The organism is Mycoplana sp. MJR14, assembly GCF_029210525.1.
Taxonomy (GTDB): domain Bacteria; phylum Pseudomonadota; class Alphaproteobacteria; order Rhizobiales; family Rhizobiaceae; genus Mycoplana.
On record NZ_JARGEO010000009.1, the window covers coordinates 150,827 to 164,528 of the forward strand.

General features: G+C 65.8%; 15 protein-coding genes. 7 read left to right on the plus strand and 8 right to left on the minus strand.

Translation table 11 applies throughout. The features are described from left to right. Position 1: 1 nt before the first annotated feature. From P0086_RS19565 to P0086_RS19575, 3 genes are all read right to left on the minus strand, one after another. Entirely contained in the window at positions 2 to 1,150 is a 1,149-nt protein-coding gene (locus P0086_RS19565) for a hypothetical protein (protein ID WP_275788578.1), read from the minus strand. Between the two features lie 227 nt (positions 1,151 to 1,377). Next, positions 1,378 to 2,466 carry a hypothetical protein gene (locus P0086_RS19570; protein WP_275788580.1) on the minus strand — a complete coding sequence of 363 codons (1,089 nt, stop codon included), beginning with the start codon at positions 2,464 to 2,466 and terminating at the stop codon, positions 1,378 to 1,380. 205 nt (positions 2,467 to 2,671) lie between these two features. Next, a complete protein-coding gene (locus tag P0086_RS19575) occupies positions 2,672 to 3,046 on the minus strand; it encodes a cytochrome c family protein (protein WP_112599969.1) in 375 nt (124 codons plus the stop codon). Between the two features lie 396 nt (positions 3,047 to 3,442). Between P0086_RS19575 and P0086_RS19580 the strand changes: the two genes are divergently transcribed. The 6 genes from P0086_RS19580 (at position 3,443) to P0086_RS19605 (ending at position 9,371) form a co-directional block, all read left to right on the plus strand. Continuing rightward, positions 3,443 to 4,399, plus strand: a complete 957-nt coding sequence (locus P0086_RS19580; protein WP_275788584.1) for a choline ABC transporter substrate-binding protein — start codon at positions 3,443 to 3,445, stop codon at positions 4,397 to 4,399. A 198-nt stretch (positions 4,400 to 4,597) separates the two neighbouring features. Further along, positions 4,598 to 5,470, plus strand: coding sequence for a choline ABC transporter permease subunit (choW, locus tag P0086_RS19585; RefSeq protein ID WP_112599968.1), 873 nt, complete (start codon positions 4,598 to 4,600; stop codon positions 5,468 to 5,470). After that, positions 5,467 to 6,510, plus strand: coding sequence for a choline ABC transporter ATP-binding protein (gene choV / locus P0086_RS19590; RefSeq protein WP_275788587.1), 1,044 nt, complete (start codon positions 5,467 to 5,469; stop codon positions 6,508 to 6,510). The genes choW and choV overlap by 4 nt, the downstream gene beginning before the upstream one ends. A gap of 103 nt (positions 6,511 to 6,613) precedes the next feature. Next, complete coding sequence (locus tag P0086_RS19595; protein ID WP_275788590.1) at positions 6,614 to 7,387, plus strand: HugZ family protein; 774 nt, start codon at positions 6,614 to 6,616, stop codon at positions 7,385 to 7,387. Between the two features lie 128 nt (positions 7,388 to 7,515). Continuing rightward, positions 7,516 to 7,851, plus strand: coding sequence for a metalloregulator ArsR/SmtB family transcription factor (locus tag P0086_RS19600; protein ID WP_112599984.1), 336 nt, complete (start codon positions 7,516 to 7,518; stop codon positions 7,849 to 7,851). A 194-nt stretch (positions 7,852 to 8,045) separates the two neighbouring features. Continuing rightward, complete coding sequence (locus P0086_RS19605; RefSeq protein ID WP_112599965.1) at positions 8,046 to 9,371, plus strand: aspartate aminotransferase family protein; 1,326 nt, start codon at positions 8,046 to 8,048, stop codon at positions 9,369 to 9,371. Positions 9,372 to 9,440: 69 nt separating this feature from the next. On the opposite strand, the gene P0086_RS19610 is transcribed toward P0086_RS19605, so the two are convergent. From P0086_RS19610 to P0086_RS19630, 5 genes are all read right to left on the minus strand, one after another. Continuing rightward, positions 9,441 to 11,063 carry an SDR family oxidoreductase gene (locus P0086_RS19610; protein WP_275788594.1) on the minus strand — a complete coding sequence of 541 codons (1,623 nt, stop codon included), beginning with the start codon at positions 11,061 to 11,063 and terminating at the stop codon, positions 9,441 to 9,443. Beyond that, positions 11,060 to 11,470 carry a DCC1-like thiol-disulfide oxidoreductase family protein gene (locus P0086_RS19615; RefSeq protein ID WP_275788597.1) on the minus strand — a complete coding sequence of 137 codons (411 nt, stop codon included), beginning with the start codon at positions 11,468 to 11,470 and terminating at the stop codon, positions 11,060 to 11,062. The genes P0086_RS19610 and P0086_RS19615 overlap by 4 nt, the downstream gene beginning before the upstream one ends. Positions 11,471 to 11,542: 72 nt before the next feature. Beyond that, a complete protein-coding gene (locus tag P0086_RS19620; RefSeq protein WP_275788599.1) occupies positions 11,543 to 11,755 on the minus strand; it encodes a hypothetical protein in 213 nt (70 codons plus the stop codon). 147 nt (positions 11,756 to 11,902) lie between these two features. Continuing rightward, entirely contained in the window at positions 11,903 to 12,313 is a 411-nt protein-coding gene (locus P0086_RS19625) for an SRPBCC domain-containing protein (RefSeq protein WP_112613016.1), read from the minus strand. After that, positions 12,310 to 12,633 (minus strand): metalloregulator ArsR/SmtB family transcription factor, encoded by a 324-nt coding sequence (locus P0086_RS19630; RefSeq protein WP_112600924.1) that lies wholly within the window; start codon positions 12,631 to 12,633, stop codon positions 12,310 to 12,312. Before P0086_RS19630 ends, P0086_RS19625 begins: the two co-directional genes overlap by 4 nt. 175 nt (positions 12,634 to 12,808) lie before the next feature. Between P0086_RS19630 and P0086_RS19635 the strand changes: the two genes are divergently transcribed. Further along, positions 12,809 to 13,678, plus strand: coding sequence for an aldose 1-epimerase family protein (locus P0086_RS19635; RefSeq protein WP_275788602.1), 870 nt, complete (start codon positions 12,809 to 12,811; stop codon positions 13,676 to 13,678). Positions 13,679 to 13,702 lie beyond the last annotated feature (24 nt).

Consider the following 13,702-nt stretch of genomic DNA (forward strand, 5'->3'; position numbering starts at 1 on the left):
GTCATACCCCGCTGACCACCTGGTTTCCGGAAATCACATGCACCTTGTATTCGCCGAAGATCGCGTCTGCCTCGCCGGCGGCATAGAGCGCCTGGTAGGCATCGTGCGGCACCAGCGCATGCTTCTCGAACGCGCTGACGCCCATGCGCACCGCCTCGAGATTGCCCGTGTCGATGTGGAACTCCTCCTGCGCCGGCGTCGAGCTCCAGAAGCCCTTGCTTGCCGGGCGCTCGGCCTTGGAGAACACCTCCTGGATCGTCCAGGTGAGCAGCCAGGCGTTCTCGACCTTGCGCACCTTCGACAGGATGTCGCGGACCTTCTGGTTGTTCTCGGTGATGTCGGCGGAATAGAACGGCCCGAGCACGATGCGCCGCAGCTGCTTGGGATGCAGCATCTCGAAGTCGCGGTCGAGATTGGTGGCGATCGTCACCGGCGACAGCGAATAGGCGCTGTTCTTCAACGCGAAATCGTCGAAGCGGCTGGCGAGCTCCGGATTGAGCAATCCGCCTACCGGCAGGTCGATCGTCACGTCGGGGTTGAGCTTGCCGTCCTCGGTGACCAGCAGGTCGACGATCTTCTCCGAACTGTCCTCGATCGTCGCCATGTAGACCATCGGCAGCGTGCTGGCGCCGTCGAAGGCGCCCCAGCTGACCACATAGTAGGGCCGCATCGTCTTCGGGTTGACGGCGACCCGGATCGTCTCCGGCAGCACGAACGGCGAGAACACCTCGCCCTTGCCGATCTGCTGCAGGTACATGCGCTCGGCCATGCGCGCCTGCAGCTCGGTCGGAAACGCCTTGTTGCGCAGGATGAAGTCGGCCATCTCGCCGCGCAGCTGATCGGCGCCCGGGATCTCCGAAAGCCGCTTTTCCGCGCCCTTGCGGTCGTTCTCCAGCTCCAGCACGTTCTGGTAGACCGGAAAGCCGCTCTCGGCGCGCGAGATGCGAAACTGGTCGACGAAGCCGATCCGGTTCTCCCAGCAGGAGAACGACGCCTTCAGCCGCGCAAGGTACGGCACGATCGCCTCGCCGATCACGCCATGCTGGTAGAGCGGCGAGTTGCGGTCGCCGAGGAAGATTTCCAGCCCGCCGAGCGCGGCCCGGATCGAAGCGAAGTACTGCGCGACAGCGCTGTCGGCCGCAGCTTTCATGGCTGCCTCCGGCTCGCAATTGCGGTGCGGAGAAATGCCGGGCGAAGCGAGGCGGCGATACGGTGCAGCATCCTCATCGGCCCCTCATCCGCCTGCCGGCACCTTCTCCCCGCTTGCGGGGAGAAGGCACGAGCCCGCAACGTCTCCGTCCCCTCTCCCCGCCTGCGGGGAGAGGGTCAGGGTGAGGGGCAATTTCTCGTGGCGCCACACCGGCCGGCCCATCGCCGTCACGCCTTCACGTAGTTGGACGCGTTGTGCTTGTCCATGACCTCCTGGAAGCGCCGGGCGAAGGCGTCGTCGGCGAGCTTCTTGCGGCGCTGGATGTCCTGGGTGGCGAGCATGTTCTTCTCGTGCATCTCGAGCAGGTCGCCGATGTGCTTCTGCGCCGCGGCGCCGATGCCGGCCATCGTCTCCTCGGCGGCGGTGTCGACCTGGCTGCCGAGCGTGTTGATCCGGTGGGCGACGTCCTGCTGCGCGGCCGTCTTCAAGGAATCCTCCAGCGCCTTGTAGAGCACGATGCGCTGCTCGGTATCGATCGTCAGCTTGTTGATCAGCGTGTTCTGCGCGGCGATCTGGTTGTTCAGGGAATCCACGAAGGTCTGGAACATCGAGGTGTAGCGCTCCAGCGTCTGGCTCTCGGCCAGAAGCTCCTGCTCCTTCGCCTGCTGCTCGTTGTATTCGGTCGCAAGCGCCGAGCGCTCGCCTTCCAGCTGCGTGCGCGTCTTCTGGTCGGTGGAGGCGGCGATCCGGTTTTCGATGTCGAGCAGTTGCGGGTTCAGCTCCTCGATCCGCTTCTGCGTCGTCTCCAGGTTCGCCATCGTCTGCTTGCGCCGCTCGATCACCTGGACCAGGCTCGCCTCCGAGGTCTTGTAGCGGCCGTCGAGGATCGCCTTCTGGTCCTTCAGGATGCCGACGATCGTATCCGACTTGGACAAGAGCTCCTGCAGGTTGCCGGAGAGCGACATGTTGCGCACGCGGTCGGTGCGCATGCGCTGCATCTTCTGCTTGGAGAAAAGGCCGATGAATTTCTCGTAGCCCGTATAGCTCTTCATGCTCTCGAACTCGGAGCCGAAGACGTTGGTGGCGTCCTCCAGCCCGATGATCAGGTCGGCGATGTTGGCTTCCATCACCTTCTGCTGGGAGAGCACGTCCTGCAGGCGCGCATTCTCGATGTCGAAATTGGTATCGCCGAGCTTGGTGTCCGCCTTGGCGAACTGTTCCAGCACGATGCCGGTCTGCTCCAGCTTGCTGCGCATCTGCTCGACCGTCTCGCGCGTTCGCGCGATCTCCGCGTCGAAGTTCTGAAGTGTGGCCATGCCTGCTCCCCTCTGTCCAAGGCGAATGCCCCGTCCCGCCCGACCGGATGGCCGGACCTGCCCCGCTGCAACCGGCAAAGGCCGCCGGCTGCGGCACTGGACATGATGTGGGAAGGCCGCCGGCCGCTGCAAGCCCTGAAAGATAAGTATTTTTTGAAGACGGGCCGACCGGGCGTTGCATCGACCGGCCGGCTGCACGGCAGGCCTATTCCGCCGGCGGTGCCTTCAGATAGGCGATGACGTTGGCGACGTCCTCGGGCTTCTTCAGCCCGGCGAACGCCATGGAGGTTCCCTTCACGACGGCGCGCGGCGCCGCCAGATATTCGGTCAGGAGGGCCTCGTCCCAGGTCTTGCCCTCCCCGAAGGCGACCATCGCCTTGGAGTAGCGGAAGCCCTCGACGGTGGCGACCGGCCGGCCGACGACGTTCTGCAGCGACGGGCCGACCTTGTTGGTCGGGTCCACGCTGTGACAGGCCATGCACTTCTTGAAGACGGTCGCACCCGCGGCCGCGTCACCTTCGGCATGCGCCGCGGTGGCAGCCGCGATGAGACAGCTCGATACGATGATTGCCAGCTTCATGTCGTTCCTTTCTCTGGATGGGTCATGCGATGAAGGAAGGCAGCGACCGGGACTGCACTTGGACGACGGCCGGCCGCCCTGAGGCGACCATCATGTGGTCCTCCCGATGCCGCAGGCAAGAGGAGCCTTCATCGTCGCAGTGTGGAAATAGAAATTTGCCATGATTTTGGCATCGGCGTTTTCCGGACCGGAGGACCGGCGTTTTCCATCGGGAAGAGGGCCGGATTTGCAGAATACCGCGCGCTCCGTTCTGAGCGACATTCTTGCGCCGGATTGCGAAACGCCATGAAATAAACTAGTCGCCTGATAGCCACCCGGCTGCGGTAAAGTGCTTGAATAATGACGTTTTTGATGCTTGGCTTAAAGCATCAGAACAAGAATGGGGAGCATGACATCATGAAATTCGCATCGACACTGAGGACTTCGGCGCTGGCCGCGGTCTCGCTGATTGCACTCGGCGTATCCGGCGCGCTCGCCGCCGAGCCGGAAAGCTGCGGCAAGGTTCGCTTCTCCGACGTCGGCTGGACCGACATCACCGCGACGACCGCGACGGCCTCGACGATCCTCAAGGGCCTCGGCTACGAGACGGAGACGACCGTGCTGTCCGTGCCGGTCACCTACCAGTCGCTGAAGAACAAGGACATCGACGTCTTCCTCGGCAACTGGATGCCGACGATGGAAGCCGACATCAAGCCCTTCCGCGAGGACGGCTCGGTGGAGACGGTGCGCGAGAACCTCGAAGGCGCCAAGTACACGCTCGCCACCAACGCCAAGGGCGCCGAGCTCGGCATCAAGGACTTCAAGGACATCGCCGCCCAGAAGGACGCGCTCGACGGCAAGATCTTCGGCATCGAGCCGGGCAATGACGGCAACCGCCTGATCATCGACATGGTCGACAAGGGCACCTTCGACCTGAAGGGCTTCGAGGTCGTGGAGAGCTCCGAGCAGGGCATGCTCGCCGAGGTGGCCCGCGCCGAACAGGACGGCAAGCCGATCGTCTTCCTCGGCTGGGAACCCCACCCGATGAACGCCAACTTCAAGCTGACCTACCTTTCGGGCGGCGACGACATCTTCGGCGCCAACTACGGCGGCGCCACCGTCTACACCAACGTCCGCCAGGGCTACGTGGCCGAATGCCCGAACGTCGGCAAGCTCCTGCAGAACATGAAGTTCTCGCTGGAGATGGAAAACCAGATCATGGGCAAGATCCTCAACGACGGGACGGCCGCCGAGGACGCCGCGGCCGAGTGGCTGAAGGCCAACCCCGCCGCCATCGAGCCCTGGCTGGCAGGCGTCACGACCAAGGACGGCGCGGACGGCCTGGCCGCCGTCAAGTCCGCTCTCGGCCTCTGATCGAGGCTGCGAAAGGCGGAAGGCAACTTCCGCCTTTCTTGAAATCGACGGTGCGATATGCTTCCGCGGAAGCGCGTCGCAGACTGATCAGTCTCATTTTTCGGATGCCTCCGCGCCCCTTGCGACCGCCGCTCCGGCAAGCGCATGGCACATGCGGCATGGCGTTTCATCAACCCTTCGGAAGGCAGGTGCGGACCCGTGGATTGGCTGACGAATTTCAAACTGCCCATCGGCCCCTGGGCCAAGACTGCGGTCAACTGGCTGACGAGCAACGGCAAGGAGATGTTCGATCTCCTCAAGGTCGTGCTGCAGGCCGGCATCGACGCCATCCTCTTCGTGCTGCAGGGGCCCTTTTCCAGTGAGCAGGGCGAATATGCCTATGCCTTGGTGATGATCGCGCTGATCACCCTCCTGTCCTGGTACCTGCGCCGTTCCGTCGGCGTCGCGGTCTTCACGCTGCTGGGGCTGCTCCTGATCGTCAACCAGGGCTACTGGCAGGAGACGACGGAGACGCTCGCGCTCGTCCTGGCCGCCACGGCCGTCAGCATGGCCGTCGGCATCCCGCTCGGCATCGCCGCCGCGCGCCGGCCGCTGTTCTACGCCTTCCTGCGCCCGGTCCTCGACCTGATGCAGACGATCCCGACCTTCGTCTACCTGATCCCGGCGCTGATCCTCTTCGGCCTCGGCATGGTGCCGGGCCTGATCGCCACCGTCATCTTCGCCATTCCCGCGCCGATCCGCCTGACCCGGCTCGGCATCATCTCCACGCCGGAATCGCTGGTGGAGGCCGCACAGGCCTTCGGCGCGACACCGGCGCAGGTGCTGCGCAAGGTCGAGCTGCCCTTCGCCACGCCCCAGATCATGGCCGGGCTGACGCAGACGATCATGCTGTCCCTGTCGATGGTGGTGATCGCCGCCCTCGTCGGCGCCAAGGGTCTCGGCGTTCCCGTCGTCCGCGCGCTCAACACCGTCAACATCTCCATGGGCTTCGAGGCCGGGCTCTGTATCGTGGTCCTCGCCATCATTCTCGATCGCCTGTTCCGCTCGTCCGATGAAGGAGAAGGCGCATGACCGAGGCCGTCGTCTTTCGCAACGTCGACATCATCTTCGGCGAGAAGCCCGAACGGGCGCTGGCCATGGTCGACGCCGGCCGGACCCGCGACGAGATCGGCAAGGAGACCGGGCTCGTCATGGGCGTCGCCGGCGCCTCGCTTTCGATCCACGAGGGCGAGATCCTGGTGCTGATGGGCCTCTCCGGCTCCGGCAAGTCGACGCTGCTGCGCGCCGTCAACGGACTGGCGCCGGTCGTCCGCGGCGAGGTGCAGGTCAAGACCGGCACCGGCTCGCTCAGTCCCTACAGCTGTTCGCCGAAGGCGCTGCGCGACTTCCGCATGCACACCGTCTCCATGGTGTTCCAGCAGTTCGCGCTGCTGCCCTGGCGGACGGTCGCCGACAACGTCGGCTTCGGGCTGGAACTGGCGGGCATGCCGGAGGCCGAGCGCAAGGCCCGCGTCGACGAACAGCTGAAGCTCGTCAACCTGACGCAATGGGCCGGCCGCAAGGTCAACGAGCTCTCCGGCGGCATGCAGCAGCGGGTCGGCCTCGCCCGCGCCTTCGCCACCGGCGCCCCGATCCTCCTGATGGACGAGCCCTTCTCCGCCCTCGATCCGCTCATCCGCACCCGCCTGCAGGATGAGTTGCTGGAGTTCCAGCGGCGCCTGAAGAAGACCATCATCTTCGTCAGCCACGACCTCGACGAGGCCTTCCGCATCGGCAACCGCATCGCCATCATGGAAGGCGGCCACATCATCCAGTGCGGCACCCCGCAGGACATCGTCAAGAACCCGGCCAACCAGTACGTCGCCGACTTCGTGCAGAACATGAACCCGATCAACATGCTGATGGCCCGCGACGTGATGCAGCCGGGCCTCGGCGGCCCGGCGGTGGGCGTGACGGCGACGGCCAAGCCCGAGACCCCGCTGGTCGACATTCTCGACGCCATGTCCAAGCAGCCGGGCAATATCGGCGTGGTGGAAAACGGCGCGATCGTCGGCATGATCAACGCGCAGAACGTGGTGGAGAGCCTGACGCGCCATCGCCGTCGCGAATGACGGCAGGCCGCGGCGGCCGCAGTGTCGCAGTGCCCGCATCCCGCTTGACACCGCCCCGCCCGTCGGCTCGAAACGAGACGATGCAACAAGGCGAGGACGAGCCATGACCGGCAGCAATGACGACCGTGCGAAGGTCCTGCGCGACACCGACGACGAGGCCCGCAGGCTCGCCCGCACGCTGCTGCGTTCGGCCCGCAGCGCCTCGCTCGCGGTGCTGGAGCCGGAGACGGGCCATCCGCTGGCAACCCGCGTCCTCACCGGTCTCGACATCGACGGCGCGCCGGTGATCCTCGTCTCCGCGCTTTCCGTCCACACGAAAGCGCTGCGCGCCGATCCCCGCTCTTCGCTGCTGGCCGGCGAGCCCGGCAAGGGCGACCCGCTTGCCCATCCGCGGCTGACGCTGATCGCAACCGCAGACGAGGTCGCCCGCGACACGAAGGAGCATGCCCGCCTGCGCGAGCGCTTCGTCCGGCGCCACCCCAAGGCGAAGCTCTATGTCGATTTCCCGGATTTCACCTTCTTCCGGTTGGTGCCGCTGCGGGCCAACCTGAACGGCGGCTTCGGCAAGGCCTACCTCCTGTCGGGCGACGACCTCATGATTCGTTCGCCCGCCCGCGAGGCCGTCGCCGACCGCGAAAATGCCGCAATCGAGCACATGAACAGCGACCACGCGGAGGCCGCATCGGTCTATGCGAACCACTACTGCGGCGCGAAGGGGAACAATTGGTCGCTTTGCGGAATTGATGCGGCGGGCATTGACCTCGCCGCCGGAGACGAACTGAAACGTGTTGAATTCGCAGAAGAACTCACCGATCCTGCGCAACTGCGCACGGTCCTCGCCGACCTGCTCCGCAACGCGCGCGCCGGGCAGGCCTGACCTCTCCCCCTCGATGCACAGACCCCCAATTTCTGGCCACTTGATGTGTTCGGTTTTGTTTATATGCTAACAGTCATACAGTACGGGACCGCACATATTGAAGTTGATACGCATTGAAGGAGTTTCCGATGGACGCCTTTTCTGACTACGAGCAGGCACAGGCCGAAGTTGCGACGAACTTTCTGTCGGCAGTGGCGAATCCCAAGCGCCTGCTGATTCTGAAAGTCTTGGTCAGCGGCGAAATCGCCGTGGGTGCGCTCGCGCAGAAAGTAGGACTGAGCCAGTCTGCCCTGTCCCAGCATCTGTCGAAGCTGCGCGCGCAGAACCTCGTCACCACGCGTCGCGACGCCCAGACGATCTATTATTCCAGCAAGTCGGACGCCGTCCTGACGATCCTGGATGCGATCGACACCATCTACGGCGAGGCACGCCCGGCCGACAGCAGGCAGCTGCGCTACGCCTGACCGGAAGAACGGACCCGTTTCACGCCCGGCGGAACACCCACCGCCGGGCGTTTTCTTTTGTGCGGTCGCGATGCGGCCGAGGCTTGACGATGCCGGGCGCTTCGATAATTTGACCAACAGGTAAAGAAACCTGCCGGGACGGCGCCGCCCGTCCGCACCCATTGTCCTCACGGAAGAAGGCCACGGAGATCGCCATGTCCAACCGCGTCAACACCCCGAACGACATGCGCGCCTTCTGGATGCCGTTCACAGCGAACCGGCAGTTCAAGAAGGAACCGCGCCTGTTCGTCAGCGCCAAGGACATGTACTACCAGACCCATGACGGCCGGCAGGTGCTGGACGGCACGGCGGGGCTGTGGTGCGTCAATGCCGGCCACTGCCGGCCGAAGATCACCGAGGCGATCCGCGAACAGGCGGGCGAACTGGACTACGCGCCGGCCTTCCAGCTCGGCCACCCCAAGGCCTTCGAACTGGCCAACCGGCTGATCGACATCGCGCCCGAGGGCATGAGCCACGTGCTCTACACCAATTCCGGCTCCGAATCGGTCGACACCGCGCTCAAGGTCGCGCTCGCCTATCACCGTGCGAAGGGCGACGGCTCGCGCTTCCGCCTGATCGGCCGCGAGCGCGGCTACCACGGCGTCAATTTCGGCGGCATCTCGGTCGGCGGCATCGTCGCCAACCGCAAGATGTTCGGCACGCTGCTGACCGGCGTCGACCACATGCCGCACACCCATTTCCCCGACCGGAACGCGTTTTCGCGCGGGGAGCCCGAGCATGGCGGCGACATCGCCAGCGAATTGCAGCGCATCATCACCCTGCACGACGCCTCGACCATCGCCGCCGTCATCGTCGAGCCGGTCGCCGGATCCACCGGCGTGCTGATTCCGCCGAAGGGCTACCTGCAGAAGCTGCGCGAGATCTGCACGCAGCACGGCATCCTGCTCATCTTCGACGAGGTCATCACCGGCTTCGGCCGCCTCGGCGCGCCCTTCGCCGCCCAGTATTTCGACGTCAAGCCGGACATCATCACCACCGCCAAGGGCCTGACCAACGGCGTCATCCCGATGGGCGCGGTCTTCGTCACCTCCGAGATCCACGACGCCTTCATGAACGGGCCGGAGCACCTGATCGAGTTCTTCCACGGCTATACCTATTCCGGCAACCCGATCGCCTCTGCCGCAGCGCTCGGCACCCTCGACACCTACAAGGAGGAGGGCCTGCTGACGCGGGCAGCCGAGCTCGCCTCCTACTGGGAGGACGGGCTGCATTCGCTGAAGGACTGCCCGAACGTCATCGACATCCGCAACGTCGGCCTGATCGGCGCGATCGAACTGTCGCCGATCGCGGGCGAGCCGACCAAGCGGGCCTTCTCCGCCTTCCTCAAGGCCTACGAAAAGGGCCTTCTGATCCGCACCACCGGCGACATCATCGCGCTGTCCCCGCCGCTGATCATCGAGAAGCATCACATCGACGAACTGTTCGGCAAGCTCAGGGATGTGCTGAAGGACAATATCTGAGCGCGGTCGGCTCCGATTTCGGCAATGGCGGCCCTTCCGGCCGCCATTTTCGTTTCCGGCTCCACTCGGCTACAGCCGGCGCAGCCTTCCGGTATAGCGGATGATCTCTCCAATGCCCGGCAGCGCGATCGGGACGTCGAAGCAGAAATCCTCTCCTTCGCCCCACTCCCTGGCCTCGCTTCGCGGCGCGAGCGCAAGCGGCATCGGGATGCGGAAGATGGACCATTTGCGCATCGCCATCCGCAGTCCCGAGGGGTCGGCCGGAAGATCGAAGTGAAACCGCATGGGACCGAAGCGCTCGCAGAGAAAGGCGCCGCACTGGCTGAGTTCGCTGGTGAAGGACCGGCCCGAGAACGTCCGCGTCCAGCGCTCCCTCCCGCGATGTTCCTCGAACGCGACATGCAGGCTGTGGGCGCCCTCAGGGGGAAACCGCATGACGGCGCAAACGAGACGGGCCAAGGGCGATCGTCCCCGCCGTACCGTCGCCGTCCCGGCAGCCCCGGCGTCTCCGATCAACTGATGCATGTCGCGGACGGAGGGCGGCAGCGTGTCGAAGGCCGTGCGCATGATCCTGCGGTAGAGCGGCACATAGGGCTCTTCCACGATCTCGCGAAAAGTCGAGAGCCGGTCGAGGTGCCGATCGAAGGCCTCAAGCGCCAGCTTCCCCGCCGCGTGCCCCGCCCCTGTTGCAAGCCGCCCCTCCGCAACCGCATTGGCCAGGAGCTGGGCGGCGATCGTCGGAATTTCCGGGCCGTCTCCGTCTTCCGCAATCAGCGTCCACCGCCGAACCAGCGGTTTCCCCCCAGCCATGCCCTTCAGCTCGACGGCCATCGCCGAACGATCGGTGCCAAAATACGACGTGACCTTCTGCAAGGGCTGCAGCCACTTCGACAGCCCTGACAGGGAAGCAAGCCAGCCTGCCCTGACGAGCCAGCTTGCAAGCCACAGCGCGGCGAGCTGGACCGTGAACTCCGGCCCGGCGCGGAAGACGGTGGCCGGCTTGCCCCTGATCATCTGCGGAACGACATCGTGGTCCGGAACGTCGGAGAGGGCAACGACCCTCGTGATCGGCCGGCGGTGCGAGACGCGGTATCGCTCGCGCCGCAGCATGTGCCAGCCCGTCTCCTGTTGCCATCGCCGCCCGCGCCAGAGCCGAACCGGCCGGCCGACATAGCTGAGGATGGCCGCCGCCACCGAGGCCCCGGCGGCGGCCCGGCTGGAGGCGCTGATGGAGATGCTCACCTGCCGCACGTCGTCCATGTCCCGACCGAGTTCGGCGATGACGGCACCGGAGAGCACCGGCACGCTCGAGCCGCCCGATAGCACCACGACGCCACCCTCGCGGGCCGCGGCGTCCAGGCTCTCGATCCCGCCGACGAAATCGCGCGCATCGGCGAGGTCGATATAGTTCACCCCGCAGGCGATGCAGGCCTGCACGACCTGGTAGCCGCTGCCCTGGAACGGGCCGGCCGCGTCGATGAGCAGCATGGGTCGATGCTGTTCGAGGAGCGGGGTCAGGTCGGCGTTGCGATCGGCCACGAGCGGCCGGGCGTTCGGCAGGCGCGCGGCAAGCGCCGCCGCCGCATCACCGTTGCGCCCGGCGACCAGCACCGACCAGCCGTCGGCCGCGAGCCGTCGCGATAGCCGCGAGCCGAAGCCGCCGTAACCGCCGAGAACGATGACTGTCTTCACAGGATGCGATCGGCATAGTCGGCCGGGGGAACCCAGCAGGCCTCGCGCCGTCCGAAGATGCGGTAGCGGTTGCGCGCGATCCAGCGATAGACCGGGTCGCGGACGAGGCGCGGGACCAGCCGCAGAACCCCGACCGCTTTCCACGGCCAGCCGAGGCCGGCATAGATCGCAAGCACCGCGTCGCTGTCGCGCAGCATGCTGTCGCCATCGACGATGATCAGCGTCTCCGGCCGCAGGGGATCGATGCCGAAACGCCGGTAGAGGGCCGCCCCGACCCCGTTCTGCATCGAGGCGAGGCGAAAACGCCGCGCCCGGTCGTGCCGCAGCACGAACTGCGCATTAACGGAGCAGAGGATGCACTGCGCATCGAAGACGATGATCGGACCGGTTGCATGGTGAGGTGCCATGCCGCAACCATATTTCGGCTGGCAGCCGCCATCAATGGACTTTCTGCCGCGAGGCACTGCGGCCGCGGCTTCCTACCCGGCGATGTCGCGACGTTTGGCGGCGTGGGGCAGGATGAAGAGGTAGAGGCCTGTCGCCAGCAGCGGGATGAGCGGCACTAGCGCGAGCAGGCCGATCCAGACCACGGGCTCGTCCATGCCCATCGCAGCGATATTGGCGATCACGGCGAGCGTGAAGGCGATCGAAAGCCAGCGGTGAAGCTGCCTGATCCACGTGTTCCGGTTCAAATCGGTCTTCCTCGATTGCGGGCCGGACGGCCCTCCATTGCCTTTCTGCCCCCATAGTGCGCGACGCCGTCCGCGCCCCGTCCCCGGACGGGCCGCGTCGGCAATGGCTGTCGCTCACTTGGGACGTTTCCGCCGGTCGCGGAGACCTCAGTCCAGACGCGCGAGCACGTCTTCCAGCCTGTCGATGAATTTCGGCCAGCCCATCTTGGCGCCGCCGTAGAACATCGGCTGGTCGTGACGGAAGCCGGTTTGCTCCATGCGCAGCATCGTGCCGCTCGCAGTCGGCGTCAGCGTCCAGGTGACGATGCTCTCCAACGGCGCGGCGTCCCAGCTGTAGGACAGCGTCCTGTTCGGCTCGACGGTGCGCACCTTGCATTCCACGGTGCCCCAGTCGGCGCTGAGGCTGAAGGCATGGCCGACTGTGGGCTTGAACGCGTTCTTCATCAGCCATTCCTCGATGAGTTGCGGTTGCGTCAGCGCACGCCAGATCTTCTCCGGCGGATGCGGCAGCTCCCGTTCGACAACGACGGAGAGCGTTTGTTCGGCGGCTGCAGTCATTGATCCATCCTCTTGAGCAGGTCTTCGAGATCGTCGAACCGGCTTTCCCAGAAGCCGGCCATCTGTTTGGTCCAGTCCACCAGCGGGGAGAGCGCTTCGAGCCGGGCGCTGTAGTGCGTCTGGCGGCCTTCGTGCCGGTCGCGCACGAGGCCCGCCCGCTTCAGCACGCCCAGGTGCTTCGATACCGCCGGCTGCGAGACGCCGGCCTCGGCCGTCAGGGCGCCGACCGTCTGCTCGCCCCGGCGGCACAGCCGCTCGAAGAGCGCCCGACGCGTCGGATCCGCCAGTGCGGCAAAGAGAATGTCCTGCGCTTCGCCCATGAAACCCATAACCCGATGGCTATTGGTCTGTTCAATAACTCTTCGGTTATGGATATGTCAAGTGACGCGTGAGTCACGGAAAATCGCCCCGCCGCCCCCGACTGCCCACGAAAAATCCGGGAGAAGCGTCTATGCTGCGTCGCGCGTATCGCCGCATCATGCATCAGGAGCGACCATGTCCACCCTCACCCGCATCGAAAGCGAAGCCCTCACCGTCGAAGTGTCCGCCCTCGGCGCCGAAATGCAGTCGTTGACGACCCGGGACGGCCGCGCGTGGCTGTGGAACGGCGACGCCGCCTTCTGGTCCGGCCGCTCGCCCGTTCTCTTTCCGATCGTCGGCAAGGCGCCGGACGATACGCTCTCGATCGGCGGCAAACCCTATCCGATGAAGCAGCACGGTTTCGCACGGCGCAGCACCTTCGCCCTGTCGGCGTCCGGCACGGGCTTCTGCCGGCACGAGCTGACGGCCGACGCCGAGACCCGCGCCGTCTATCCCTTCGACTTCCGGCTGGCGCTGGAGCACCGGCTGGACGGGCACCGGCTGTCCGTCACCGCCACGGTGAGGAACGAGGGCGCCGATCCTATGCCCTATGGCATCGGGTTCCACCCCGCCTTCCGCTGGCCGCTGCCGGGCGGCGAGGGCAAGCCCCATGTCGTCGTCCTCGACAACGGCGCCGAACCGCCGCTGAGCCGGCTGCACGACGGGCTGCTGGCCGCCGATCACCTCCCCTCGCCTTTCCAGGCCGGCCGCCTGGAGCTGGAGCACGACCTGTTCGACGCCGACGCCATGATCTTCCCGGACGGGGCGGGCAACGGCCTGACATACGGCCCGCCCGACGGCCCGAGCCTGACGTTCCGCTTCGAGAACCTTCCCAATCTCGCCCTGTGGCAGAGGCCGGGCGCCCCGTTCCTGTGCATCGAGCCCTGGCACGGCATGGCCGCCCATGCCGGCGGCACGGCGGAGCTCACCGAACGGCCGTTCACCGTGGCCCTGGCGCCGGGCGAGAGCGCCGCCTACGGCTTTTCGGTCGAACTGCCGGCGTGAGATTGTCATCGCCGCCGTCTTCCG